This is a genomic window from Zwartia vadi (assembly GCF_030410375.1).
Classification (GTDB): Bacteria; Pseudomonadota; Gammaproteobacteria; order Burkholderiales; family Burkholderiaceae_B; genus Zwartia; species Zwartia vadi.
This window is the reverse complement of sequence record NZ_JAUHHE010000001.1, coordinates 57,558-82,947: the sequence shown is the minus strand read 5'-3', so window position 1 is coordinate 82,947 and position 25,390 is coordinate 57,558. Positions and strand designations below refer to the sequence as shown.

28 protein-coding genes and 2 tRNA genes are annotated in these 25,390 nt (G+C 55.3%); 13 read left to right on the top strand and 17 right to left on the bottom strand.

Features of this window, described 5'->3' with window-relative positions; genetic code table 11:
- The first annotated feature begins 75 nt into the window (after positions 1–75).
- Entirely contained in the window at positions 76–939 is an 864-nt protein-coding gene (locus QWY27_RS00415) for a cytochrome c oxidase assembly protein (RefSeq protein ID WP_290193788.1), read from the top strand.
- Here QWY27_RS00415 and galU read toward each other — a convergent pair.
- The gene (gene galU / locus QWY27_RS00410; protein ID WP_290193787.1) at positions 921–1,757 is read right to left on the bottom strand and encodes a UTP--glucose-1-phosphate uridylyltransferase GalU; all 837 of its coding nucleotides are present in this window, start codon (positions 1,755–1,757) and stop codon (positions 921–923) included. The genes QWY27_RS00415 and galU overlap by 19 nt on opposite strands.
- Before the next feature lie 70 nt (positions 1,758–1,827).
- On the opposite strand from galU, the gene QWY27_RS00405 reads away from it, so the two are divergent.
- Complete coding sequence (locus tag QWY27_RS00405; protein ID WP_290193786.1) at positions 1,828–3,414, top strand: M48 family metalloprotease; 1,587 nt, start codon at positions 1,828–1,830, stop codon at positions 3,412–3,414.
- Here QWY27_RS00405 and QWY27_RS00400 read toward each other — a convergent pair.
- The 3 genes from QWY27_RS00400 to QWY27_RS00390 form a co-directional block, all read right to left on the bottom strand.
- Entirely contained in the window at positions 3,404–4,483 is a 1,080-nt protein-coding gene (locus tag QWY27_RS00400; RefSeq protein ID WP_290194082.1) for a YheT family hydrolase, read from the bottom strand. The two genes, QWY27_RS00405 and QWY27_RS00400, sit on opposite strands and share 11 nt — an antisense overlap.
- Before the next feature lie 73 nt (positions 4,484–4,556).
- Complete coding sequence (locus QWY27_RS00395) at positions 4,557–4,979, bottom strand: YybH family protein (RefSeq protein WP_290194080.1); 423 nt, start codon at positions 4,977–4,979, stop codon at positions 4,557–4,559.
- Between the two features lie 24 nt (positions 4,980–5,003).
- The gene (locus QWY27_RS00390) at positions 5,004–5,213 is read right to left on the bottom strand and encodes a zinc-finger domain-containing protein (RefSeq protein ID WP_290193785.1); all 210 of its coding nucleotides are present in this window, start codon (positions 5,211–5,213) and stop codon (positions 5,004–5,006) included.
- A 162-nt stretch (positions 5,214–5,375) separates the two neighbouring features.
- On the opposite strand from QWY27_RS00390, the gene QWY27_RS00385 reads away from it, so the two are divergent.
- From QWY27_RS00385 to QWY27_RS00375, 3 genes are all read left to right on the top strand, one after another.
- Positions 5,376–6,062 carry an AzlC family ABC transporter permease gene (locus QWY27_RS00385; protein ID WP_290194078.1) on the top strand — a complete coding sequence of 229 codons (687 nt, stop codon included), beginning with the start codon at positions 5,376–5,378 and terminating at the stop codon, positions 6,060–6,062.
- Positions 6,062–6,397, top strand: a complete 336-nt coding sequence (locus QWY27_RS00380; RefSeq protein ID WP_290193784.1) for an AzlD domain-containing protein — start codon at positions 6,062–6,064, stop codon at positions 6,395–6,397. Before QWY27_RS00385 ends, QWY27_RS00380 begins: the two co-directional genes overlap by 1 nt.
- A 140-nt stretch (positions 6,398–6,537) precedes the next feature.
- Positions 6,538–8,058 carry a DEAD/DEAH box helicase gene (locus tag QWY27_RS00375; RefSeq protein WP_290193783.1) on the top strand — a complete coding sequence of 507 codons (1,521 nt, stop codon included), beginning with the start codon at positions 6,538–6,540 and terminating at the stop codon, positions 8,056–8,058.
- Between the two features lie 25 nt (positions 8,059–8,083).
- Here QWY27_RS00375 and QWY27_RS00370 read toward each other — a convergent pair whose 3' ends face one another.
- Positions 8,084–8,470: a thioredoxin family protein gene (locus QWY27_RS00370; protein WP_290193782.1), complete on the bottom strand. Its 387-nt coding sequence runs from the start codon at positions 8,468–8,470 to the stop codon at positions 8,084–8,086.
- Positions 8,471–8,558: 88 nt separating this feature from the next.
- Here QWY27_RS00370 and QWY27_RS00365 point away from each other — a divergent pair, with 88 nt between their 5' ends.
- The 4 genes from QWY27_RS00365 to QWY27_RS00350 all read left to right on the top strand — a co-directional run bounded on the left by QWY27_RS00365 (position 8,559) and on the right by QWY27_RS00350 (position 11,954).
- Positions 8,559–9,368, top strand: a complete 810-nt coding sequence (locus QWY27_RS00365; protein WP_290194076.1) for an EI24 domain-containing protein — start codon at positions 8,559–8,561, stop codon at positions 9,366–9,368.
- 86 nt (positions 9,369–9,454) lie between these two features.
- On the top strand, positions 9,455–10,267 hold the full coding sequence (locus QWY27_RS00360) for a competence/damage-inducible protein A (protein ID WP_290193781.1): 813 nt from the start codon (positions 9,455–9,457) through the stop codon (positions 10,265–10,267).
- A gap of 165 nt (positions 10,268–10,432) precedes the next feature.
- Positions 10,433–11,188 carry an IclR family transcriptional regulator gene (locus QWY27_RS00355; protein WP_290194074.1) on the top strand — a complete coding sequence of 252 codons (756 nt, stop codon included), beginning with the start codon at positions 10,433–10,435 and terminating at the stop codon, positions 11,186–11,188.
- Positions 11,189–11,378: 190 nt separating this feature from the next.
- Entirely contained in the window at positions 11,379–11,954 is a 576-nt protein-coding gene (locus QWY27_RS00350) for a phasin family protein (RefSeq protein ID WP_290193780.1), read from the top strand.
- 110 nt (positions 11,955–12,064) lie between these two features.
- On the opposite strand, the gene QWY27_RS00345 is transcribed toward QWY27_RS00350, so the two are convergent.
- From QWY27_RS00345 to QWY27_RS00315, 7 genes are all read right to left on the bottom strand, one after another.
- The gene (locus tag QWY27_RS00345) at positions 12,065–13,114 is read right to left on the bottom strand and encodes a quinone-dependent dihydroorotate dehydrogenase (RefSeq protein WP_290193779.1); all 1,050 of its coding nucleotides are present in this window, start codon (positions 13,112–13,114) and stop codon (positions 12,065–12,067) included.
- A gap of 56 nt (positions 13,115–13,170) precedes the next feature.
- Positions 13,171–13,893: an arginyltransferase gene (locus tag QWY27_RS00340; RefSeq protein ID WP_290193778.1), complete on the bottom strand. Its 723-nt coding sequence runs from the start codon at positions 13,891–13,893 to the stop codon at positions 13,171–13,173.
- 44 nt (positions 13,894–13,937) lie between these two features.
- Positions 13,938–14,693 (bottom strand): leucyl/phenylalanyl-tRNA--protein transferase, encoded by a 756-nt coding sequence (aat, locus tag QWY27_RS00335; RefSeq protein ID WP_290193777.1) that lies wholly within the window; start codon positions 14,691–14,693, stop codon positions 13,938–13,940.
- Between the two features lie 33 nt (positions 14,694–14,726).
- Entirely contained in the window at positions 14,727–15,305 is a 579-nt protein-coding gene (locus QWY27_RS00330; protein ID WP_290193776.1) for an NUDIX hydrolase, read from the bottom strand.
- Entirely contained in the window at positions 15,302–15,985 is a 684-nt protein-coding gene (locus QWY27_RS00325; protein WP_290193775.1) for a DUF2946 family protein, read from the bottom strand. The genes QWY27_RS00330 and QWY27_RS00325 overlap by 4 nt, the downstream gene beginning before the upstream one ends.
- A complete protein-coding gene (locus QWY27_RS00320) occupies positions 15,966–17,225 on the bottom strand; it encodes an MFS transporter (RefSeq protein WP_290193774.1) in 1,260 nt (419 codons plus the stop codon). The genes QWY27_RS00325 and QWY27_RS00320 overlap by 20 nt, the downstream gene beginning before the upstream one ends.
- A gap of 57 nt (positions 17,226–17,282) precedes the next feature.
- Positions 17,283–17,356: transfer RNA gene (locus QWY27_RS00315), tRNA-Cys, on the bottom strand.
- A 155-nt stretch (positions 17,357–17,511) separates the two neighbouring features.
- Between QWY27_RS00315 and QWY27_RS00310 the strand changes: the two genes are divergently transcribed.
- On the top strand, positions 17,512–18,495 hold the full coding sequence (locus QWY27_RS00310) for a Bug family tripartite tricarboxylate transporter substrate binding protein (protein ID WP_435433425.1): 984 nt from the start codon (positions 17,512–17,514) through the stop codon (positions 18,493–18,495).
- A 61-nt stretch (positions 18,496–18,556) separates the two neighbouring features.
- Here QWY27_RS00310 and QWY27_RS00305 read toward each other — a convergent pair.
- Positions 18,557–18,632, bottom strand: a tRNA-Gly gene (locus QWY27_RS00305).
- Between the two features lie 72 nt (positions 18,633–18,704).
- On the opposite strand from QWY27_RS00305, the gene murB reads away from it, so the two are divergent.
- On the top strand, positions 18,705–19,763 hold the full coding sequence (gene murB, locus QWY27_RS00300; protein ID WP_290193773.1) for a UDP-N-acetylmuramate dehydrogenase: 1,059 nt from the start codon (positions 18,705–18,707) through the stop codon (positions 19,761–19,763).
- On the opposite strand, the gene dapB is transcribed toward murB, so the two are convergent.
- Both dapB and QWY27_RS00290 read right to left on the bottom strand, forming a co-directional pair.
- On the bottom strand, positions 19,752–20,543 hold the full coding sequence (gene dapB / locus QWY27_RS00295; RefSeq protein WP_290194070.1) for a 4-hydroxy-tetrahydrodipicolinate reductase: 792 nt from the start codon (positions 20,541–20,543) through the stop codon (positions 19,752–19,754). The genes murB and dapB overlap by 12 nt on opposite strands.
- Before the next feature lie 130 nt (positions 20,544–20,673).
- The gene (locus QWY27_RS00290) at positions 20,674–21,252 is read right to left on the bottom strand and encodes an outer membrane protein assembly factor BamE (protein ID WP_290193772.1); all 579 of its coding nucleotides are present in this window, start codon (positions 21,250–21,252) and stop codon (positions 20,674–20,676) included.
- A gap of 86 nt (positions 21,253–21,338) precedes the next feature.
- Between QWY27_RS00290 and fur the strand changes: the two genes are divergently transcribed.
- The gene (fur, locus tag QWY27_RS00285; protein WP_290193771.1) at positions 21,339–21,764 is read left to right on the top strand and encodes a ferric iron uptake transcriptional regulator; all 426 of its coding nucleotides are present in this window, start codon (positions 21,339–21,341) and stop codon (positions 21,762–21,764) included.
- Here the strand turns inward: fur and recN are convergent.
- Both recN and QWY27_RS00275 read right to left on the bottom strand, forming a co-directional pair.
- Positions 21,761–23,404, bottom strand: a complete 1,644-nt coding sequence (gene recN, locus QWY27_RS00280) for a DNA repair protein RecN (protein WP_290193770.1) — start codon at positions 23,402–23,404, stop codon at positions 21,761–21,763. The genes fur and recN overlap by 4 nt on opposite strands.
- 3 nt (positions 23,405–23,407) lie before the next feature.
- Positions 23,408–24,307 (bottom strand): NAD kinase, encoded by a 900-nt coding sequence (locus tag QWY27_RS00275; protein WP_290193769.1) that lies wholly within the window; start codon positions 24,305–24,307, stop codon positions 23,408–23,410.
- 63 nt (positions 24,308–24,370) lie between these two features.
- Between QWY27_RS00275 and hrcA the strand changes: the two genes are divergently transcribed.
- Entirely contained in the window at positions 24,371–25,390 is a 1,020-nt protein-coding gene (hrcA, locus tag QWY27_RS00270; RefSeq protein WP_290194069.1) for a heat-inducible transcriptional repressor HrcA, read from the top strand.

Below are 25,390 nucleotides of genomic sequence, written 5' to 3'. Positions count from 1 at the left end.
GTGGCGCCTTGCACAACATACTACAATTGAAAGATCAATTTGTTTTGAAAAGCGTATTCTCAAAAGGCTGCATCGATGGATTGGCTCAGCTGGCTCAAGCCCTGGGAAGTCTCACCCGTACTGGTGGCGTGTTTTCTCATTAGCGCATGGCTCTTCGTGCGCGGCCAACGCGTGCACGCCATTTCCCGCTCGCGTCAGGTTTTTTTCTGGCTGGGTTGGGGCATGCTTTATTTTTCGATGCACACTATGCTGGATTATTACGCGGAAAGGATGTTTTTTATCCATCGCGTCCAACATCTTGTCCTGCATCACTTGGGGCCGTTGGTCGTGATGGCCGCCTATCCCGGCTCTGTCATGCGCGCGGGTTTGCCGCTTTCCTGGCGTGTGCGTTTGCATCGGTTTAATCAAACCACAACTGGTCGGGCGATCATTTCGATTTTCACCAACCCTATTATTGTTCCGACGTTGTTTGTATTTTTGGTCATCATCTGGCTGGTGCCCTCCGTGCAGTTTTACTCCATGCTCGATTGGCGCCTGTATCGCTTAATGAACTGGTCCGTAGTGATCACGGGCTTCATGTACTGGAATCTGATTCTTGATCGGCGCCCCAATCCGCCCGCTGCGATGACTCCAGGCGGCCGGGTGATTTCGCCCATTTTGACCATGGCACCCCAGATGGTGGCCGGCGCCATCATCGCGTTCACCGAGCGCGACCTTTACCCACTTTTTGACTTGTGTGGTCGCGCGATCGCCATGAGCCCTCAGACGGACCAGATGATTGGCGGTCTGACGATGTGGATCCCAGCGGCAATGACCGAGGTGATTGGGTTGTTGGTCGCGTTGAGAACCCTCATGAGGTTGTCTGCTAAGGGTCGCTGGGGTTCCCCAAAACCCAGGGTCCTCAAGCCTAAGCGTCAGCCTCAGGGAATCAGGCCGTGATATTTGCGACCTAACGCGACAGTGGCTTTGAACATGCCTTCCTTGTTGCCGCAGTCGTAACGAATACCTTCGTAGCGGTGCGCAAAAACAGCCTGCTCTTTCAGTAGTGAGGCAATACCGTCTGTGAGCTGGATCTCGCCGCCCGCTCCGGCTTGCGTTTGACGTAGGTGCGCGAAAATCCTCGCATCCAGAACATAACGACCCACTACGGCGAGAGTGGAGGGCGCAACCGCTGATTTGGGCTTTTCCACGATATGCCTGACACGCTCAGTGAGTGTGGACACGGGATCGGTCGCCACGATTCCGTATTTGTCCGTGTCGCTTAAGGGCACTTCCTGGACACCCAGAATGCTGCCTTGATGGGTCAGCGCGGCATCGATGAGCTGGCCAATCACGGGCCGGTCGGCATCGATCAAGTCATCTGCCAACAAAACAGCAAAGGGCTCGTCGCCCACAATGGGTGCCGCGGTCAGCACGGCATGTCCAAGTCCGAGAGGTGCGGATTGGCGAATATAAATGCAACTGACGTTAGAAGGAATTACCTCTTGAACGATCGCTAGTAGCTCAGTTTTGCCTTTGCGGGCCAGTTCGGCTTCCATTTCAGGCGCACTGTCAAAATGGTCTTCAATCGCGCGCTTGTGGCGCCCCGTGACAAAAATGAGATCTGTGATGCCGGCGGCGATGGCTTCTTCTACTGCGTACTGGATAAGTGGTTTGTCTACGACGGGCAGCATTTCCTTGGGCATCGCCTTGGTTGCAGGGAGAAAACGCGTGCCTAAACCCGCAACGGGAAACACAGCTTTACGAACAGGGCGCATAACTTAAATCATCCTTGAAGCATACCGCCAGGGAAGCGGAACCAATCTCAACTCCCGCTATCATAAGCGTATGGCTAGACAATATCCAAAATTGACCCCCTTGAGCTCTGTTTGCAGATTCCTGTCACCCCGTCAAGGTGCGGCTGGGCTGACACGCGGCCTGGCGTGCGTGTTATCCCTAAGTTTTGCTTTCACTCCAGCTTTTATCCCGGTTTGGGCGCAACCATCGTCTGCGCCCTCAATGGGCTCGACCTCGTCGGCCGAGCTGTCTCCGGCCCTTGAACGCAAGCTTGGCGAGGCCATCATGGTGCAGGGTCGTCGCGACCCGGAGTACATCAGCGATCCCGACATGAGTCAGTATCTTGAAAATATGGGCCGCAAGCTTGGTCGGTTCGCGCCAGGTGGTGCACCACAGATTGAGGTCTTCGGCGTGCGCAATCCTGAAGTCAACGCCTTTGCGATGCCGGGTGGCTTTATCGGCGTTCATACAGGGTTGATTGTCGGCACGGGATCTGAGTCCGAGGTTGCCGGGGTCGTGGCGCACGAAATCGCGCACGTGACACAACGACACATCGCCCGTGGGTTGACCCAGCAACGCCAAAGCGGTCACATCGCGTTGGCATCGATCGCGGCTGCGATGTTGGCGGCCTTGATTCCGGGTGGTGGTCAAGCCGCCATGGGCATTGCGGCATTTGGACAGGCGGCGGCGATTGATCGTCAGTTGGGCTTTTCCCGTGAAGCCGAGCAAGAGGCGGACCGTTACGGCATTGAGATGCTGCGCAAAGCCGGTTATGACCCAAATGGCATGTCGGCCATGTTCGGTCGACTGGCCAAGGCGTCCAGCCTGAACGAAGGTCGAGGCGGCGGCGCGTATGTGTCGACGCACCCCTTGAGCCTCCAGCGTATGACCGATATGCAAAATCGGATTCGCCAGTTCAGCGCAGCGGGTGTGCAGAACGAGGATGAGTACTGGTTCATTCGGGCCAAATCCCGAGTGATCCAGGCCGTAGAGCCGCGTGTGCTGCGACAGGCGCAAGAGCAACTTGAAGACGAGGCGCGCGCGCCGACACAGCGTGAAGGCGCTCCACCGAGTCCCGCCCGTCGTGCCGCCGCCTGGTATGGAGTTTCGCTCGCGGCGCTAGCTCGACAAGATCCAGGTGCTGCGGCACAAGCGCTCGCGCAAGCGCAGGCGCTGATGCCCAACTCGCCTTATATTGAATTGCAACGTATTGATATCGAGTTGGCGCGACGACAGGTTGCGACAGCGTTGAGCTTGGCCCAAGCTGCGCATAAGCGCTGGCCACAGCGCCGTTCCTTTGTTTTGCGCATTGCCCAAAGTCAGCAAGCGCTGGGCCGCGATGCAGAGGCCATTACATTTTTGAAAGCACAAATCAAGCGTTGGCCGACGCAGGAACCCGACTTCTACAAAATGCTGGCGGTAAGTGAAGATCGTATCGGTGAACGCGTCGAGTCCCGTCAGACCATGGCAACCTACTACGAGCAACTCGGTGCCTTACCTTCCGCGTTTAGTCAGTTGCAGCAAGCGCGGGCAATGTCCAAAGACTTTTATGTTCAGTCGCAAATTGACGTCAGAATGCGTGAACTCTCGGCTCGTATTGCAGAGGATCGCAAACTACTCGAACGTTTCAAGTCTTGAGGGCGTTGAAAAAATTGGCGAGCCTGCTGGGGAGCCACGTCAGTTTGCCTGGCCACATTCCCGTCACAAAGCCAACATGCCCACCCAGCGCGGGTTGATGAAAGACAACCTTCGGGCTGCCATAGTCCGGACCGGGTAGTACGTGTTCGGGCAGGAAAGGATCGTTGCGCGCGTTCAGTACAAGCGTCGGTGTCTGAATCGCTTTGAGCCAAGGCTTACTGGAAGACTGCTGCCAGTAATCGTTGGCGTCCTTGAAACCATGCATCGGCGCAGTGTAGGCATTATCGAAGTCGCGCAAGTCGCGCGCTTGATTGATACGCATCACATCAATGACACCGGGAAATCTGCGGGACTTTTCGAGGACTTTGGGCTTGAGCGTGCGCAAAAAATGTCTTGAATACACTTCGCGATTAAAGAGATTGTCTGACAAGTGGTTACCGGCTGCGACCAAGTCGAGTGGTGCGGAGATTGCCGCGGCGGCATGGAGCCAACTGAATTGCGCGGGTGTTTCGCCTAGACTTTTCAATAACGCATTGCCGCCGAGGGATACCCCAACCGCATGCCACAGCGCGTCAGGTACACGCTGGCGGACCGCGTTGAGGATAAACGTGATTTCCTCGGAATCGCCGGAATGATAAGCGCGTGCCAGTCGATTGGGAAAACCTGAACAACCTCTGAAGTGCGCCACCACGACAAGCCAGCCTGATGCCAGAAAAAATTGCGTGATGGCTTGGGCGTAACGACTTTGGCTGCTGCCTTCAAGTCCATGCAATAACAAAAGCGCAGGTTGCGCGCTTGTTTGATGAATCAGTTCCTGGTCAGAGGGCGTGAGCCAGCGAACAGCTGCGGTGTGGGCAAGCGTTGGGTCCTGTTTGCGCCTGGCGCGCAAATGCAGGGCGGGTGCATTCCAGTCCAGATCAATAAAGTCGCCATCTGGCGTGTCGACACGCTCGCGGACAAAGCCGATGCGATTGACTGGCGCTGCAAGGGCGCCAAAAAGTGTCTGGGACTGTTTGTCGGGCAGCCACGCGGGGACAGGGCAAGCGGCCAGGTCGAGCGCGGCAGTCAAAGGTGCGCGATCAAATTGGTCAGCGTTGAGCGAAGTGTCGTTTAAAGGGGCTGCGGTCACGGCAAGCGAGGGGTCAGTGAAGAAGTCCCGGAGTGTCGTGTCTGTCAAATGCGTCTACCTGAGCCGGAGCAGCTGAAGCGTGATGCATCACAAGACGCCAACCCGTAGGACCTTTGTGGTAGACGTTTGTCGCGTAGCAGTATGCGACCTCAGTGCGCTCTGTGCCGTGTACGGTGATTTCTTCGACCAGGGAATGAACAGTGCCCATCATGCTGTGCAGCACGGCAGGGGTGGAGGGTCGGATCGCGAGCCCTCCGTTGGCGAGGATTTCCTGCCACGACTCTTTGACCGCGTGTAAACCGACCGCACGCAAGCCACCCGGATGTACACAAATGATTTCCTCATCGTCGGCCCAGACTTGCATCAGTCTGGACAAATCGGCGCGCTCAAGGGCGTCATAAAACGCGAGTTCTGCTTCTTCGGCGGTAGCAAAGATGTTGGGCACAGGTGACTTCAAGTTTTAATGGGCGTGCACGATAGTGCCCTCTGCGAGCTTGTACTCAGTGCTGCAGTAGGGGCATTTGACCGAGCCGGTATCGACGATGTCAAGAAAGACGCGTGGATGCATGCTCCAGAGGGGCGCTTTGCTCCCTGGGCAGTGCAGCGGCAAATCCTCCGCAGTGACGAGTACGGGGCTTTGGTTTTTTCCTGAGTTGGATGCTTGGGTCATCAGTCTTCTCAACACTCGAATTCAATCACGACATTGTAGCAATGCAAGCGGTCTACAATACTGAAAATTATTGATGTTTGACTGAATATCTCAACCAACTTGTCTCATCCGTCGTCTACTCCTCAAGTCTCACCATCGTTGACTTATCAGCGCCGCGCAGCCATGCGAGCGGGTTTCACCGCGGTCGGCCCCGGCCTGATTGCTCTCATGATTTGGGGCGTTGTGACCGGTGTCGCTATGGTCAAGGCCGGGCTCACAGAGCCGCAGGCGGTGGCGATGTCGCTCCTGGTGTATGCGGGTTCGGCGCAGCTGACTGCTTTGCCTTTGATGGCGGCGGGCGCCCCCCTCTGGCTGATTTTTGCCGCGGGCATTATTGTGAACCTGCGTTTCATCATTTTTGGCGCAGCCCTTCATCCTTTTTTCCGGGATTTGTCCTGGCGCAAACGCCTATTTTTGGGATATCTGAGCGTCGATGTCTCTTTCGTGGTCTTTATGTCCAAATTTGCAGATGCCCCTAAAAAAGGGACGTTTGAGCAGCACTGGTTTTTTATCGGAACAATTTTGCCTGCCTGGATTCTGTGGCAGGCATCTTCTATGGTCGGTATTGCCCTAGGATCCGTTGTGCCGGTTTCCTGGTCGCTTGAGTTCGGTGCTGTACTGGCACTCATGGCGATGATGTTGCCCCATATCACCACTCGACCGGTGTTTTTTTCGGTCGTTGCCTCGGGCCTGACGGCCTGGCTGACCCAGTCGTGGCCACTGAGGCTCGGCTTGCTCGTGGCAGTCGTTGTGGGGATCGCCGCAGGGATGTGGACTGAAAAACGCCTGAAGCCGAAGGTGATACGCTGATGGAAAATAGCCAATATCTTTATACGGCAATCGTTTTGCTGGCGCTTTGCACGGCGATTAGTCGTGCCGGTTATTTTCTGTTTGGTCATCACCTGCCCTTGCCAGAAGGCTTGCGCAGCGCACTGCGCTATGCCCCGCTCGCGGCGCTGACGGCTATCGTGGTTCCCGAACTGTTACCTTGGCATGCCGTCGAGGGCCCCCAAGTTGATCTGCGACTATTGGCTGCGGTGATTGCAACAGGGGTCTTTTTATGGACCCGCAACGGTTTTTTACTGATTGTTTCGGGCATGGCGGCCTTATGGATTTCGCGCTGGCTGTTCGGCCTCTGGATGTAAGGTCCGCTCACTCTAGGCTGGATTCCGGCCCCCGCATTTGAGACAAAGCCCCTTAAGTTGCCGAGGCTGCGTTACACTGGTGGGTGATTTCTCTAAATAATTCAATGACTTCAAACTCTCAAATTACCGATCAGCCCCCCATGGGACAGCCTCAAAGCGGGCAGATTTCTCCTGAGCAGGTGACCCACCAAGCTCTTCCCTCAGGTCAGCCTGTTGCGGTCTCTACAGACGAAGTGGCGCCGGTCGTTCCCACCTTTGCCGAAATCGGACTGCACCCCTATATTTTGCAAGCTGTAGCCGACACGGGCTACACCGTCCCGACACCGATTCAGGCACAAGCCCTACCATCTGTGATGGCAGGCAACGATGTGATGGGCGCTGCTCAGACGGGAACGGGTAAGACCGCCGCGTTTACGTTGCCGATTTTGCATCGCTTGATGCCGATGGCCAACACGAGTGCATCGCCTGCTCGCCATCCTGTGCGTGCGTTGATCTTGACGCCTACACGCGAGCTGGCCGATCAGGTGTATGAGAGCGTCAAGCGCTATGGTTTGAAAACGCCTTTGCGTTCGACAGTCGTGTTTGGTGGCGTGGATATCGGCCCGCAAAAGGAAGCGTTGCGCAATGGTTGTGAGGTGTTGATTGCCACTCCGGGACGTTTGCTAGACCACGTCGAACAGCGCACGGTCAATCTCAGTCAGGTTGGCATTTTGGTCCTTGATGAAGCGGATCGCATGCTGGACATGGGTTTTTTACCCGACCTCGATCGCATCATGCGCATGCTGCCAGCGCAACGTCAGACGCTACTTTTTTCCGCCACGTTTAGTAATGAAATACGCAAACTTGGCCGGACTTACTTAAAAAATCCCGTTGAGATTGAAGTGGCCAAGCGTAATGCGACCGCCGACACTGTCACGCAGATTGCGTACGCCATGTCCGGTGAGTCCAAGCGCGCGGCAGTCGTGCACCTTGTCAAATCCCGTGGTCTCAAACAAGTGATCGTGTTTTCAAACACCAAGATCGGCACGAGCCGCTTGGCGCGTCAGCTTGAGCTCGACGGAGTCCGTGCCGAGTCCATTCATGGCGATAAATCGCAGGCCGACCGGATGAAAGCGCTTGAGGCTTTCAAAGCCGGCGAGCTAGAGGTGCTTGTCGCTACCGATGTCGCAGCGAGAGGCCTGGATGTCGCAGGTGTGCCTTGTGTCATTAATTACGACTTGCCCCACAGCGCCGAAGATTACGTCCACCGTATCGGTCGCACTGGACGCGCGGGCGCGAGCGGCGAGGCAATCTCTTTCTTTTCGCCTGCCGAAGAAAAATATTTGCTGGATATTGAAAAGCTCACCAAGTCGCCTGTGACGCGCGCAGTGTTGCAGATTCCGGGCGAGTTGCTTGTGCGCCCGCCTGTTCGCGAGCATGCGCGCACTGAGCGACCTTCACGTGGAGGGAGCGACCGTTCAAACGAGCGCGGTGCCCGACCCAGTCGTTACAGCGCTCCGGCCAAGCCGATCGACGAATTTTTTCTAAAGCCCTATGAACCATCGCCCGCGGCGGTTGCCGCGGCTGCGCAAGGCTCGGCAACCGCCAGCAAAAAAACCACAACACCTCCCAAGCGTGCGGTCGGTCTGTTGCTGGGTGGCGTCAAGAAAAAGCCGGAATAACGATCTCGAGCGCTTGGGGCGGACCTTAAGGCTGATCGCCCTTCAACATACGCAAGAGGTCGTCCGGCAAGCCAGTGGCTTGAGGCTTGCCTGGAGCTTGCATGGCCGTGATGAGGCGATCAAGATGCTCGATATGAGGCAATACCGTGCCCATGAACCGCACCTTGTCTGACTCAAGGATCGCAATAGTGGGAAAGTTTTCCACATCTTCTTCACCAAGTAGATCTGGAAAATCCTCGATGTCGACCCAAACAAAACACGCGTCAGGATGTTGGGCGCCGAGTTTTTCAAATTTAGGCTGATACTCTTTACAGGTATCGCACCAGGCCGCGCAAAAACAAAGCACGACTGCAGTGTTCGGATATTCGAGCCTTTGGGTAAGCGCGGGCGTGTCAGGTAGATAGCAAGTCATGGCGGCACGAGACAAAATGATTGTCTATGATAGCCGGGATTGGACAGGTTTCAGGTTGGCTTTTTTAGCCCTTTATTGGACGTACACCATGCAAGAGCGGTATTCAGTTTCGCAGTATCAAGATTCCGGCGCGATGTCGGCAGGTTTGAGCGGTGTGGGTCAGGCCTTTTGGCGCGCCTTGGTGTCGCAGTTTCATCCACGCATGTTGTTTGCATTGTTATTGCCTTTTTTGATCATGCTGGTTGGCGCGATTTTATTGCTGGTGTTGGCGCTCGGCCCCCTGACTGATTGGCTGAATCAGCAACTCAGCGAGTCCACCATGCTGATTGCTGCCAACGAGTGGATGGTATCGATGGGCCTGTTCTCACTGGCCGGACTCAAAGCTTGGCTTGTGCCTTTTGTCGTGGCGATTGTTTTACTTCCCGTATCGGGTATTTTGGGTTTGACGGTGGCGGCGATCTTTGTCATGCCAATGGTGGTGACGCACGTTTCTCGCCAACAGTTTCCCGGGCTTGCACTGAAGGGCCAAAACTCTTTGGTCGTCAGTGTCTGGAATGCAGTGTGGGTGACCGCGGTGTTTGTGCTGGGCTGGGTCCTAACGCTCCCTTTCTGGTTGTTTCCGCCGCTTGGTCTGCTGGTTTCTTTGCTTTGGTGGACGTTCGCGTTTTCACGCATCATGCGAATCGACGCGATTGTTGAACACGCCACGACTCAAGAGCGAACCGTATTGATTGAGCGCCATGGCACGGGCTTCTGGGTCATTGGTTTGTTGTGTGCCGTGATGAATTTGGTTCCGCCCGCCTGGATTTTCTTGCCGGTATTCTCAGGACTGGTCTACACACATTACGGTTTGGAAGCTTTGCAAAGACTGCGGGCCGAAAGGACCCTAGATGTTTAGGCATTAAAACCAGCCTGAGCCGCTCTGAGGCGTGTCATTTTGTGCTGAAATATCGGATTACTCTTTGAATGTTTACTGGAAATCACATGTCGGTCTCTCAAGGCAAAGCCCGTTTCGGTTTAATCGTGGTTGGTGACGAAATCTTGTCTGGTCGCCGTCAGGACAAGCATTTTCCCAAGGTCGTCGAGTTGCTGGGTGCCCGCGGCTTGCAACTTTCCTGGGTCGAGATTCTCTCCGACGATCGTGCCGCGCTCACCGAAGCACTGAGCCGTAGTTTTGCCGGAAATGATATTGTGTTTTGTTGTGGTGGCATTGGTGCCACGCCTGATGATCACACTCGACAAGCTGCCGCGGCCGCATTGGGTCGACCCTTGGTGCTGCACCCTTTCGCCAAAGAGCAAATCACGCTGCGTTGTCAGGAAAATGCCGCCAAAGGCCAGGGGACGGCTGATATGACCGCTCCTGAAAACATGCAGCGGTTGCAAATGGGCTATTTTCCCGAGGGTTGCGAGGCTGTCGTGAATCCCTTCAATCGCATCCCTGGATTTTTCATTCAAAACCACACGTTTGTGCCTGGCTTTCCCGTGATGGCCTGGCCGATGCTTGAGGCGACTCTCGATAGCCGTTATGCCCATTTGCACAACAAAGAAGATCATACCGAGCACTCATTCATTGTCTACAGCATGCCTGAGTCGAGGATTACGCCTGCACTCGAGGCGCTTGAGAAAAAATGGCCCGGTGTCCGCGCGTTTAGTTTGCCTTCTGTCGGAGATGGCGGCGGCGTCCCGCACATTGAACTAGGTGTCAAAGGCGAGGCGGATCACGCGGCGCAGGCGCTTGAGTTTTTGCGTACCGAAGCTTTACGCCTCGGTGGACGCTACGATCCTCCAGTGCAATAAATGGACCGATCGCCAATATTATGATTTTTCATAATATGGGATAGAATATTCTCTGTTGCATCGCAATAGAGGTCGTATTCCGTGAATTCATCAAATCCTTTGCGGCTGCAGGCGGTTCCAACACCTCCAGTGGCCTCGTCCAGCGAATCAGGCTCCGGTCTCGGGATGGCAATCCAGGTTCTGGAGCGCGCGACAGCCTTGCTCGATGCTCTGGCTGCGCAGCCGGATCCCGTTCCACTGAAAGATTTAGCCAAAGCGACAGGCCTGCATGTCTCGACTGCGCACCGCATCTTGAACGATCTGGTTCTCGGGCGGTATGTCGACCGTGTCGATAGCGGTCTGTATCAATTGGGTATGCGTCTGCTTGAGCTGGGCTCACTAGTCAAAGGGCGTTTGAACGTTCGCGAGGCGGCGATCGAGGCGATGCAAGCGCTTCATAATCTGACGGGTCAGACCGTCAACCTCTCCGTTCAGCAGGGCGACGAAATTGTCTATATCGATCGGGCGTGGAGCGAACGCTCCGGGATGCAAGTGGTTCGAGCGATTGGCGGGCGTGCGCCTTTGCATCTGACCTCGACGGGTAAGCTTTTTTTATCGGCTGTGGATATGCGTCAAGTGCGCGCCTACGCCGCTCGCACCCAACTGGCAGGCAGCACGGTCAATAGTATTACCGCCCTCGATGCGCTTGAGCGGGAACTCTCGCTGGTGCGCCAGAATGGATATGCGCGTGACAACGAAGAGCTGGAGCTGGGCGTGCGTTGTATCGCAGCCGGTATCTACGATGACACCGGCAAGCTTGTCGCGGGTCTCTCTATCTCAGCACCTTCCGGTCGACTGGAGGATGCCTGGATTCCTCAGCTGGTTGCCACAGCTGCCCGGATTTCCGAGACGTTGGGTTACGACTCAGGGCTTGTGACCTGAGGATCGCTAAGAATTTGTTGTTTATTTGGTGCGGCGCAACAAAAAAGTGTTGACAGGGCAATTCAAAGGCCTACAATGTGACTTGTGCAGTGCAACAAATCGCTGAGCGGCAATGTTGATTCCCGATATTGAAACGCGATACTTCTCAGCGATACCGAGCAGAAATGCTCCCTTATTTTAGGAGAACACTATGTCAGCGATTCCTCAGCAAGTTTTAAACAGCCAGAAAGCAGCAATTGAAGCACTGGTTTCCATTCAGACTTCAGTTTTTGGTGGTTTTGAAAAGCTGGTCGATTTGAACCTCAAGGCTATCAAAGCCACACTCGACGAAGTTTCGGAAAAGTCACAACAAGTCGCCAGCGTCAAAGATGCTCAAGAAGCTGTTGCGATGACATCAAGCCTGGTGCAGCCTAGCGCCGACAAGGCAATGGCTTACAGCAAACATGTCTATGACATCGTCACTTCGGTGCAGGCTGATTTGGCCAAGCTCGGCGAAGCCCATCTCGCCGAAGGCCAAAAGCACATGCACGATGCGGTTGAGCAGTTCACAAAAAATGCACCAGCTGGTTCCGAAAGTGCTGTTGCGATGATCAAAAGCAGTCTGATTCAGGCAAACAACGCTTTTGAATCAATGACCAAAGCAGCTAAGCAGGCCGCCGAAGTCGCTGAAAAAAATCTGACTGCCGCAACAACCGCCACGTTCAAAGCAGCTGGCGAGGCCGCTGAAGCAGCTAAGTCCGCTACACGTGGTCGCCGCGCAGCCTAAGCAGTACAAGTTTTCAACTTAAAATTGAAAGCGTAGTTTTAAAGAGTAAAAAGACCGCCGATTTCAACATTCGGCGGTTTTTTTTTGTGGTCACTCAAATTGCAGCACGCTCAACGTCGCTGCCGACCAATTTCTTTTGCGCATTCGCCCACTAGGCTCGGACCGCGATAAATCAAACCGGTATAGAGCTGCACAGCATTCGCGCCCGCAGCGATTTTTTCAGCGGCGTGCTTGCCGGACATGATCCCGCCGACGCCGATGATGGCAAAGTCCGCGCCGAGCTTTTCACGCAAGCGTCGGATGACCTCGAGCGAGCGGGCGTGCAGAGGAGCGCCAGATAGTCCGCCGGCTTCCTCAGCATGCTTTTGTCCCTGTACGGCATCGCGCGCCAAGGTCGTGTTGGTAGCAATCACACCGTCAATGCCATGGCGAGGCAGCACTTCGGCAATGATATCGATTTGCTCTTCAGTCAGATCCGGCGCGATTTTCACGGCCAGTGGAACGCGCTTTTGATATTGCTCGGCTAAAGCTGAGCGACGCGTGGCTAATTGGGACAACAGCAGGTCAAGCTCGTGCTCGCCTTGAAGCGCCCTGAGATTTTTGGTGTTGGGAGAAGAAATATTGACTGTGATGTAGTCGGCATGCGGATAAACGCCGGATAAACCGATCAGATAGTCATCCGCTGCGTGCTCAATCGGAGTATCGGCATTTTTTCCGATATTCAGTCCGATGACTCCGCCACGCTCACGCCACGTGCTGCGCTGGACGTTTGCGATGAAGGCCTCAAGCCCTTTGTTGTTGAAGCCGAGACGGTTGATCAAGGCCTCGGACTCGGGCAGTCGAAACATGCGTGGCTTTGGGTTGCCGGGTTGGGCGCGCGGCGTGACTGTCCCGACCTCGATAAAACCAAAGCCCAGGTTACCCATCGCATCGATATGAGCGCCATTTTTGTCCAGACCCGCCGCCAAACCGACTGGATTTTGTAGTGTCAGACCCATCAGTTTCGTGGGGACTAGCACCTGGCTGTGCATGAGGCCTCGCGTCAGGGAGCAGTCGTATGCGCGCTGCAAGGCGCCTAGCGTCGCTTCGTGTGCTGTTTCCGCATCCATGGCAAACAGTGCGTGTCGTGCGAGGGGATAGGCTTGAAATAAGAGAGACATTTGACTCGTTGCCTTGGCGGTATCGTGACGGTGAAGTTGTAATTGTTGGAGATATTTTAACGGGCTGGTTGCCACTGTCCGTCAAAGCGGTATTCAGCGGGCTTAAAACGTGCTTTGTAAGCCATTTTTTCGCTGTTTTCGATCCAGTATCCAAGATAAAGCCAAGGCAGCTTGAGTTGTCGACATTGATTGATTTGCCACAAAATGCCATATGTTCCCAGGCTTCCTGCGGCCTCGGGTTCATAAAAGGTATAAACGGAGGACAGACCCTGTTCAAGCACATCGATGATGGACACCATGAGCAGCGCGCCGTCTTGATTGCGGAACTCGACGAGTCGTGTGTTGACGCGACTGGCTAACAAAAATTCTCCGTATTGTTGGCGGCTGTCGTCGTCCATCCCGCCGTTGGGATGCCGCTGCGCCTGATAGCGCGTATAGAGTGCATAGTGCTCTTCGGACCAGGCGAGTTCAGCGACCAGAGGCCGTAAGTCCTGGTGACGCTTGAGTACGCGCTTTTGAGTGCGATTTGGCTCAAACTGCTCGACATTGACGCGCACGGGGATGCAGGCTTTGCAGTCATCGCAATGTGGCCGATAGGTGAACAAGCCGCTGCGACGAAAGCCTTGGTCAATTAAATGAGAGTAGGTATCCGAGTGAATGAGATGGCCGGGGGCGGCGACTTGAGAACGCGCTTGTCTACCCGGCAGGTAGCTGCAGGGGTATGGCGCTGTGGCGTAAAACTGCAGCGTGGCAAAGGGGAGTTCCTTGATCTGGCTCATGCGTGCGCCACCTAGGTTCACAGAAATATATTATTTCCAGAATATTACAGATCGGCGGGGAGAGGGTGTAACTGACCTTTCTGATCAAGGATTCCGGGAGACCAAGCAAGATCAGGCTGCCGGACGCGAGCATGGACGTGTTCGAGAAAGACAGCCCGCGGGACGAGTTGTGCCCCGAGAGAGGCGAGGTGATCGGTTTTCATTTGACAGTCGATCCAGTCCACACCACGTTGTTTTAAAAAGGCGACCAAGTGGACAAATGCGATTTTGGAGGCGTCATTGGCGCGGCTGAACATGGACTCGCCAAAGAACATCTTGCCCAGGCTGACACCATACAACCCTCCAACCAACTCGCCGTTGCTCCAGGTTTCAATGCTGTGCGCCTGACCAATCAGATGCCAGGCTTCATACGCCAACTGCATTTCTTGGGTAATCCATGTGCCGGGCTGTCCGTCTGCTGAAGATCTGGCACAAGAACGAATCACCGAGCCGAAAGCGGTGTCGACCGCAACAAAGACACTGAAATCCCCCTGGTCTTGCGCGCGTGCGATTTGACGCAAACGTTTGCCCAGTGAGTGGGAGATGTGCAGGTCGTCACATTTGAGAACCATCCTGGGGTCTGGAGACCACCATAAGGGAGGCTCGTCTTGAGAGTACCAGGGGAAGATGCCCTGAGAGTACGCCGCGCGCAAACGAGGAATGGACAGATCCGCACCGGCGGCAAGCAAGCCGGGAGGGTCTGTCAAGGCCTGTGTGACAGGTGGAAAAGGGGTGTCGATGTCTAGCCAGGTCAGATTCACGGCATGGCCCGAGGCGTGCGCAACGCGACGCGTCTAGCGGTTAATCGCGATCGAGTAGTGATGCATTTCGAAGTGCCCGTGCGAGCGGTCTCGGATGTAGTGCTTGAGCGTGGTCGATACTGATCGAAATGCAAGATTGTCCCAAGGGATTTCATCAAGCCCATACCAGCGGGCTTCGAGAGTTTCCGGACCCGGATCGATTTCGGGTCCCAGAGCTTCCGCCAAAAAGTAGACATGCACTTGATCAACCTGCGGGATGTCGATGGCAGTGTAGAGTTTACCCAAGGCGATTTTGACGCCCGCTTCTTCTTGCGTCTCGCGTTCGGCACCTTGTGCCATGCTTTCGCTGAGTTCCATAAAGCCGGCGGGCAGGGTCCAGGTGTTGGCGCGCGGCTCGATCGCACGCAGACAAAGGAGAACTTTGTCCTCCCAGACTGGCAGTGTGCCAACAACGAGTCTGGGGTTTTGATAATGGACGGCTCCGCAGTTTTCACACACATCGCGCTTGCGATTGTCCCCCTCGAGTAAACGATTGGTGTTGGGGGTGCCGCACTGGCTGCAGAACTTTTGTTCGCGCGGGGCAGGAAAGTAAAAACTGGGATCGTGGCTCATGGTTCTATTTTACGACCAAGGTGCGAGGTCGTCACAGAGGCAGGGCCAGGGTTAGGGATAAAGTCCAGCGCAAGCGGGATGTCAGCGTCTGCTATCAATCTAAAAGATGCAGGCTTAGACAAGGCGGGGTATTGATTGCCCGGATCCAGCAATATCTTGTCTGACATTTCATGCGTAGCAGCGTGTCGAGCGCCCTGAGTCTGCGTCCCGGCTTGTTCGAACAGGTCAAACAAAGACTGGTTGGAGGGTGAGCGCAGCACTTCAGCGAGAAGATGGAGATCTCTGTCATCCAGACGTGCAGCCCCTCGGTCTGTTTGGGCATATACCTGACCTGTCTGGTCGCAATACCAATTCATGACGTGTTCGACGACCAGGCCATTGTGGGTCTTGAGCGTATGGGAGTGCGGGTCAAGGTGCAAGATGAAGGGCGCGGCATCGAGGCGCACATACACGCGTTGGGGGCCATTTTGAAAAAACCACGCCCCGTCCTGCTGACGAGCGTAATTTCGGCTAATAAAGCCAAGAATCTGGGTATTACTGATCCCCTGACCTGCGCCACCACTCCGGGCATCGCCTAGCGGGTGTAGTTTCCATTCGCCGCGGGCAGTCAAGGAGAGCCATCCATACACCGCTGGCACATCCGGCCAGCGTTTGACTGCATCAAGTACGGATTGATCCATCAGGTTTTCTCGCTAAAAACCAGAACAGGCTGAGAAATTGCAATATGACAAGACAGCCCATGGCTCCGGTCAGTGCCTGAGCGGACGCATAGCCAAAGGCGATGAACATGTCAGTGAGCAAACCAAACCCCCATTGCACAGCAAAGGATCCCACAAAAACCATCAGGTTATAGGTCGTCAGGATGCGGCCTGCGATGTGCTTGGGAAAAGCCAGCGCGATTTGGGTCTGCAACAAAAACATTGCTGGCACCATAAGTGAGAGGATGAGCCAGACGATCCAGGACGACTGACCTTGCCAGAAAACAATGACTGCAAAACAAAGTGGAATCCAGATCAGCGCACAGAGGGACTGTGTCAGGAGGGCGACGCCGCGTTTGATCAGCCATGGGCTGATGGTTCCCATCAAAATATAGGCGACCAGGATCATCGCGTTGAGATACAGCAGGGTCTGGCCCGCTTGGTCTGCGGTCATGCCCAGCACACCGGTAAACCAGGGTCCTGCCCAAAGTGTTTGCAGTGCGCCAAAACCGCCCACAATGAAAATCGTGGGCGGAATCGCCTGAATCATCAGCGGGTGTTTGCACAGCGTGAGAAAACTGCCTTCGCCGGGATGGGCTGTCACCGTTGGCGCATGCTGACGATCCAAGTCGCCGGCGAACAGGAAAATAGCCAATGCGCTCAGTACCAATAAAACAGCGATCAAACCAAAAGAATGGCGCCAGCCGATCCACTCGGCCAAGGTGAGCGCGGGCTGAGTCGCCACCAGGGCACCGGACGTGCCCGCGATCAGCATATACATGACCAGTCTAGGTTGCTGCTCAGCGGGAAAGCATCGTCGGAAATATGAGTAGGCAGCCATGAGGCAGGCAGACACTCCCACGCCAATCAGCATGCGACCGACAGATAGCAGCCACAGGGACTCGCTTGTGGCCATGAGCGCCGCGCCAAACGCAGCCACTAATAGCAGGAGTGATTCAGTGCGCCGCGCACCATGGCGGTCGAGCCAGATACCCACCGGGATTTGGACTGCGCTAAACGCCAGGAAATATGCGGAGGTGAGCCAGCCTAACTCACCGGGAGACAAGTTCAGGTCTTGGGCCAGCAGCGGTGCAATCGCAGCATTTACCGAGCGCAACACGTAGGACAAAAAGTAACCGCAGGCGAAAACAAGGATAATCCTGAAGGCCGCAAAGCCAGTCGGAGTAGAGTGCGGGGCGGGGTGGGCAGGCGATTGATCCATATGGCGCTTTGTTAGCCATGCGCGTGTCAAGCCATGCGCGAGTCGTTTTTTGGGTGTTGGAGGCGCAACCCGGAATCGAACCGAGCTACACGGATTTGCAATCCGCTGCATAACCACTCTGCCATTGCGCCAACACGAAGCATTACGCAGGCGCAGATCATACTACAAAAGCGCTTTTTAATAGAGGCGACAACAAACTATACTCACACACACGCCTGTCGCGTGGGGGTTGCAGAGAGCAAAACCTGTGCAACGGTTCAATTGAACATCAAATCTGGAGACATCCATGAAAACAATCATTAAGCGTCGGATACTGATGCAAGTGGGATTATGTGCTTTGACCTTGTCAGCGACCGGTGTCTACGCGCAGACCGATTGGCCGACCAAGCCGGTGACTTTAGTGGTGCCCTTTCCAGCAGGCGGTGGAACTGATGCGTTCGCACGTCCCTTGGCGGCTGTGCTAGGCAAGTCGCTCGGTAAGCAAATTGTGATTGATAATCGTGGTGGCGCGGGTGGTAACCTCGGTGCTGGTGTTGCAGCCAAAGCCGCACCTGACGGCTACACGCTTTTTATGGGCGCGGTGCATCATTCCATCGCACCTTCGATGTATCCAAAGCTTGACTACGATCTCCAAAAAGATTTCGTGCCGATCGCCTTGGTCGCGCGCGTACCGCAAGTCGTTGTGGTCAACCCGCAAAAGGTCCCTGGCGACTTCAAGGCCTTTCTGAATCAGGCTAAAACCAACCCTGGCAAGCTCAATTATGGTTCGGCTGGTAGTGGTACTTCCCATCATTTGGCAGGCGAATTGTTCAAAATCCAGTCTAAATCAGATATCGCCCACATTCCTTACCGAGGTGCAGGTCCTGCTCTGCAAGGTTTGATGGCTGGCGATGTGGACGTCATGTTTGATGGTCTGGGCTCCTCGTCCGCACACATCAAATCTGGTCGGATCAAGCCTCTGATGGTGGCGGGTGCAACACGCAATCCGGCGATCCCTGATGTTCCGAGTGCAGCCGAACTCGGTTTGCCCGATTACACGGTGAGTACCTGGTATGCCATCTGGGCCCCGAAAGGGACTCCACCAGCTGTCCAAGCTAAGCTGATTGATGAAATCAAAAAAGCTTCAAAAGATGACACCATTGTCAAAGTCTGGGCGACCAACGGTGCGGAGTTTCCGGACGTAACGGGTGCGCAGTTTGGTGCCTTTGTGGATAGCGAGATCAAACGCTGGGCAGAAGTTGTCAAAATCTCTGGCGCCAAACTTGATTAATTGGTGCAAGAAAGAAAAAAGCCTGACGCAAATGAGTTGTGTCAGGCTTTTTTGCCAAATTTGGAGCGGGAGACGAGTCTCGAACTCGCGACCTCAACCTTGGCAAGGTTGCGCTCTACCAACTGAGCTACTCCCGCTTGGTGACTATCTTCACTAAAACAACAGTGTTTTGCGTGAAGACCAAAACTATATCATAACTACCCACCTGCATGTCAAATCCAACCCGGTTTCCCCCTGATTTCGAGCAATCTCTGCAGTCACTCGTTTTGACTCCACACAACACGCTGGGTTTGCCTTGCCTGGCCAATCGTGTGCTGACACTGACGTCACGAGAGCAGTTGCCCGCGGTCTCAGTGTGGGCGCGTGACTCAGGCGGGGTGTGGATACTGGGTGGTGGCAGTAATGTCGTGCTGCCAGCCAAGCTTGATCGCCCAGTGGTTCTGGTCGCACTGAAAGGTATTGAGCAATTAGAGAGTCCAACCGCCTGGCGCGTTGAGGTTGCAGCAGGCGAAAACTGGCACGATTGGGTGGAGACTGCAACGAGAAGAGGGTGGTCCGGGCTTGAAAATCTGGCCCTCATTCCCGGAACGGTAGGGGCGGCGCCTGTACAAAATATCGGTGCCTATGGCGTTGAGCTTCAGGATCGAATCGAGTCTGTGACCGCGTGGCATATCCCCGAAGGACGACTCGTCACGCTCTCGAAAGAGGCCTGCGGATTTGCGTATCGGGATAGTATTTTTAAACGTGCGCAACCCGGAACCTGGCTCATCGTGTCTGTGCGGTTTTTACTGCCCAAGCGCTGGGAACCCGTTCTGAAATACCCCGACTTGCGTCAACATCCAGTGCTCAACACCATCCCGGCTGACGCCATCACAGCCGAGCACGTCATGGAGGCGGTGTGCGAGATACGCCGCGCCAAGCTTCCCGATCCCGCTGTACTGGCGAATGCAGGGAGTTTTTTTAAAAACCCGGTCGTACCAGCCTCTCAGTACCTGTTGCTCAAAGAGAGATTCGTTGATCTGGTTGCTTATCCGCAGCCCGAGAATACTTTCAAACTCGCTGCGGGTTGGTTGATTGAACGTTGCGGCTGGAAAGGCAGGCGCCAAGGCGCCGTGGGTGTCCACGATCGTCAGGCGTTGGTGCTGGTCAATCATGGTGGCGCGCAAGCTGCCGAGTTATTAGGGCTTGCACACGATGTGCAAGCTGCCGTGCGCACGCAATTTGGCGTCGAGCTCGAAATCGAGCCTGTGATCGTGTCAGAGACCTAAAACAGTCTGCATATCAAAGAGACCAGCGCGTTTATCCTTGAGGTATCGGGCGGCGCGCAGGCTGCCTTCGGCGTACCCTGCGCGGCTGCTCGAGCGATGCGAAATTTCGATGCGTTCGCCCGTTCCACAGAAAAAAACCGTGTGATCGCCAACGATATCGCCGCCGCGCACGACTGAAAAGCCGATTTCGCCTGTCTGGCGTGGGCCCGTGTGGCCATGGCGTGTCCATGTGGCGATTTCATCAAGCGGTTTGCCCCAGGCTTGGGCAATCGTCTCACCCATTTTGAGTGCAGTGCCTGAAGGCGCGTCAACTTTGTGGCGGTGATGGGCCTCGAACACCTCCACGTCATATCCAGAGTTCAGGATGCGGGCGGCCATGTCGAGTAGTTTCAAGGTGGCATTGACGCCCACACTCATATTTGGTGCGAACACAATGCCGATTTTATCTGCGGCCTTTGAAATAGCCGCTTTACCAGCCTCATCAAAACCGGTGGTGCCAATAACCATATTGACGCCGTATTGCACGCAAGCGGCAAGATGCTGCAAGGAGCCTTCGGGGCGGGTGAAGTCGATCAGGCAGTCGGCCTGTTGGATCGCTGAGAGTTGGTCGGTGATCAGGATGCCACTTGGCTGCCCGAGAAAAGCGCAGGCGTCTTGACCCAGCATGGGAGCGCCTGCGATATCGAGCGCAACAGTCAATTTTAAATCGGTGGATTGAGAGACTGCTTCGATGAGCATTCGACCCATACGGCCACTGGCTCCGGCAATTGCAATTCGCATCATGAACTCTTTTGTTGAACTGTTTATCGAATGTCGTTTCGAGTGTCTTTGTTTGGATCGACCGGACCTGATAGCGTCTGATCGGATTCAGTGTGGTCAGATTACGCGTGGTCAGATTGTGCGCGCGCAATTAGCGCAGGGGAGCCGGTGCATCGTCTGGCGCTCCCGGAATGGCGGCGGGATCAGAGACGGAAGTATCGCCAAGCGTTTGTCCCAGAGACAAGCCCGGCGCCATTTCGATCGGCGCACCCAAGCCCGCATCATTGGCCTGACGCTCTTTGAAGAGCGCATCCTGAGCCGCCTCTCGCTTGGAAATGCCAACTTCCTCGCGCGCAATTTGGAAAGGTTGCATCTCGGGTTGTTCGTCGCCTTTCCAGGAAGTTAGCTGACCGCCATCAAACATGACCGTGAAGACCCGTTCTTCGACCTTGCCATTTCCGGAGCGGTAGTAATAAGGGTAATCCCAGCGATTGGCATGCAATGCACTCGTCAGAGTGGGGGTGCCGAGCGCAAAGCGCACTTGTTCACGCGTCATGCCGGGGCGAAGCAGCGCGACTTGGTCTTTAGTAATCCAGTTTCCTTGTTGGACACCGACTCTGTAGGGAAAGCCGAACTTGCTGGAGGAACAGCCAGCCAAGGTGACAATTCCGAAGGCCAGAGTGAGGGCCGTGAGGGTAGTGCGCAGACAAGAGGTGTATTGACGTAGCATAAACAATGCGAACCTCTGGAGTTAGAGACCAAAGACGTTATCATAAAGCTTTACAGAGCCGAAGTCTTCACCTTACAGGACAGCCCGTGGATCTTGAAAATGATCAAAGCGATCTCAAAAACGTTGGTTTGAAAGCGACGTTTCCGCGCTTGAAGATTCTGGATATTTTCCGCAAGTCTGATGAGCGCCATTTAAGTGCCGAAGACGTCTACCGTTCTCTGATCGCGGAAAACATCGATATCGGTTTGGCGACGGTTTATCGAGTGCTCACGCAGTTTGAACAGGCGGGTATTCTGGCCCGCAGCCAGTTTGACGGTGGCAAATCGATTTTCGAGTTGAATGATGGCGACCATCATGATCATTTGATTTGCACGCATTGTGGCTCTGTGACGGAGTTCAACGATGCCGAGATCGAAAAGCGACAGCACAAAATCGCCCGTGATAATGGTTTCACACTTGAAAGCCATGACATGGTGTTGTACGGCGTTTGCAAAAATTGCAGCAAAAACTAATAACCAAGTAATTCTTGTGCGTGTTTGCGGGTAGTCGTGGTGATTTTGATGCCGCCAAGCATTCTGGCGACTTCCTCGATCCGAGCCGGGTCATCGAGCTTTGCGATAGAGGACTCTGTCGTTCCTTTGTTTTGTTGTTTGCTGACCTGAAAATGATGCTGGCCGCGCGCCGCGACCTGAGGCAGATGGGTCACGCACAGTACCTGATGGCGTTGGCCAAGCTCACGTAAAAGGTTGCCAACGACCTCGGCGACAGCGCCGCCGATGCCACTATCCACCTCGTCAAAAATCAAGGTTGGTACGCGCGCCGCACGGCTGGCGATGACTGAAAGTGCCAAGGAGATACGTGCCAGCTCTCCGCCGGAGGCGACCTTGGCTAAAGGCTTGGGCGTGGTGCCTGCATGGCCTGCCACTAAAAACTCGACGAGGTCGTGGCCTTGTGCGGAAGGCGCGCACTCGGTGAGTGAGACGTTGAATTGACCCCCTTCCATCGCGAGCGTCTGCATGGCTTGACTGACCTGCTTGCCTAGATCAACAGCGGCTTTGCGGCGTGCCGATGAAAGTGCGTTGGCCTGTGTCAGATACTCTGCTTTGAGCGTGACCGCTGAGGCGCGCAAGGTTTCGATATCTGCGGAGGCAGCCAGGGCTTCCTGTTCCTGACGCAGACTTGCATGGAGTGTATAAAGTTGTTCGGGTTCAGTTTTGAATTTACGCGCCAGATCGAAAATGTTGCGCATCCGTTCATCAACAATCGCGAGTCGTTCCGGATCGAGTTCGACGCGCGATAAATAAGCATTCAGGTCTGAAACGGCTTCGCTGATGGAGATGCGGGCCGACTCGAGCGATTCGTAGACAGCTTGCAGGCTGGGATCATGACGCAGCAATTGGGATATTTTGTGAATCGCAGCCACAACTTGATGGTGGGCGGAATCCTCGTTTTCATCCAGGCTTCCGAGCGCCAAGGCGGCCCCATCGAGCAAGGACTGAGCGTTCGCCAGACGCGTCTGCTCGGCTGACACTTCCTCCCACTCGCTGGCGCCAAGGCTCAGCCGATCCAGTTCGGTTAATTGCCATTCAAGACGTTCGCGCGCCGCCTTGAGCGCACTGGCATCCTGCTCAGACAAGGCGAGCTGACGTTCAACTTTGCGCCAGGCTTTCCAGGCCTGTGCAACCTGCTGTCGTTGAGGTTGCAGACCACCGTGCGCGTCAACCATATCGCGCTGACTGTCCGTGCGCAGCAGGCTCTGATGCGCATGCTGACCGTGGATATCGACCAAATGCTCTCCCACCTCGCGAAGTTGCGCGATGGTGACGGCCGAACCATTGATGTAACCGCGGCTGCGCCCTTGGGCATCGACGACGCGGCGCAAAACGAGTGCATCGTCGCTGCTCAAGTCGTGTTCGGTGAGCCATTGTGTGAGCTGTGGGGGTACGTCAAAGACGGCACTGATTTCCGCGCGTGCCGCACCGTTGCGAAGCACCGAAGAGTCGGCGCGTTCGCCTAGTGTCAAGGCGAGTGCGTCGATCAGAATTGATTTTCCGGCGCCCGTTTCACCGGAAAAAACGGTGAAACCTTTTTCAAAGTTGATTTCAGCTTCGGTCACGATGACGAAATCGCGGATGTGGAGCGCACGTAACATCGCTTACTCTCCGTCGTTGCCAGACTGAGGAAGTCGGTTCCAGTCGAGCTTGCGACGCAAGGTTGAAAAGAAGCTGTAGCCTTGAGGGTGCAAAAAGCGGATGGTATGGGGCGCGCGACGGACAACAATGCGGTCGCCGGTGGTTAGGTCGGACCACGTCTGCATGTCAAAGTGAACACTCGCGCCGAGTTCGACACGGCTCATGGAGCGCAGTGTCATGTTGAGTACGTTGTCGGCCGGGATCACGATCGGTCGGTTTGACAGTGTCTGGGGTGCTACCGGCACAAGCAGCATCGCGCTCACGGACGGATGCAAAATCGGACCCGCCGCGGAGAGCGCATAGGCGGTCGATCCGGTGGGCGTCGCCACAATCAGGCCATCCGCGCGTTGCGTATACATGAAGGCCTCGTTGACCTCAACGCGCACCTCGATCATCCCGCCTCTTCCTGCTCGGTTGAGGACTACGTCGTTGAGGGCGGTGGCGGCATACATTTGTTCCTGACCGCGCCAAACCGTAGCGCTCAGCAACATGCGATCCTCGGTTTCAAAGCGGCCTTGCAGCAGATCTGTCAGTGCCGCACTCGCGTCATGGACAGGTATGTCAGTGATAAAACCGAGTCTGCCGTGGTTGATTCCGACAACGGGGACACCATAGGGGGCGAGTTGGCGGGCTGCCCCGAGCATGGTGCCATCGCCGCCCATCACGATTGCGAGCGCTGCCCGTGTGCCGATCTCCGTAAAGTCGGCCGCAGGGTATTCGGACACCCCGGTGTGGCGGGCTGTTTCAGCCTCAATCAGGACTTGACGGCCGGCTTGAGTCAGCAGGGTCGCCAAGGCGCGAAGCGGAGCATGCAAGCCCGAGTCTTGGTAGCGGCCAACTAAAGCGATGATGGGAAAATGCATGCAAGGCTCATTGAACGAAAAACTATTCGATTATAGGGGTGAGGAAGGTAAAATAGGAGCATGATGGATGATCGTGCGCGCGCCCTGTTAAAAGCTTTGATCGAGCGGTACATTGATGACGGCCAGCCCGTCGGCTCCCGTACGCTCTCGAAATTGTTCGATTTGTCGCCTGCGACAATTCGTAACGTGATGGCCGACCTCGAAGAGCTCGGCTTGATCCATAGCCCCCACACCTCGGCCGGACGTGTCCCTACCCCGAAAGGTTATCGGCTCTTTGTCGACACCATGCTGACAGCCAAGCCGTTCGAGCTTGCCTCGACTTCCAATGTGCGAGATTTGCAATCGGCTTCGGATCCTTCGCGGGCGGTCAATGCTGCAGCCTCGATGCTCTCGAATCTGACCCAGTTCGCTGGCGTGGTGCTATCCCCTAGGCGCGCTCAGGTTTTTCGTCAGATCGAGTTCATTCGCCTATCAGAAAAGCGTATTCTCCTGATCATTGTGACCCCGGACGGTGATGTGCAAAACCGCATTTTGCTGACTCCCCGGGATTACAGCAGTACCGCACTGATCGAAGCGGCTAATTTTTTCAACCACAATTTCGCCGGCAAATCTTTCGCCGAGGTCAGGCAGACCCTTTCACAGGATCTGGCCCGCCTGCAGGAGGACATGTCGCGCTTGATGCAGGCCGCTGTCGAGGCAGGCGCCCAGGCTGCGGACGAGGTTGAAACGATGGTTATTTCCGGTGAGCGTAGACTGCTTGATGTCAATGAGCTTGCTTCGGATATGGATCGTTTAAGAAAGACCTTTTCTTTGTTTGAGAAAAAAACCGACTTGATGCAGCTGCTAGAGGTTTCTAGTCGCGCCCAAGGTGTCCAGATTTATATCGGCGGAGATTCCGAACTCGTGCCAACCTCCGATCTGTCTGTGATTACCGCGCCCTACAGCATCGATGGTCGTGTGATCGGGACCTTAGGTGTGATCGGTCCGACCCGCATGGCTTACGAGCGTGTGATTCCAATTGTCGACATTACGGCGCGCTTGCTTTCAAACGCGCTGAGCCACAACTCTTCTGAGCGTTCCTAA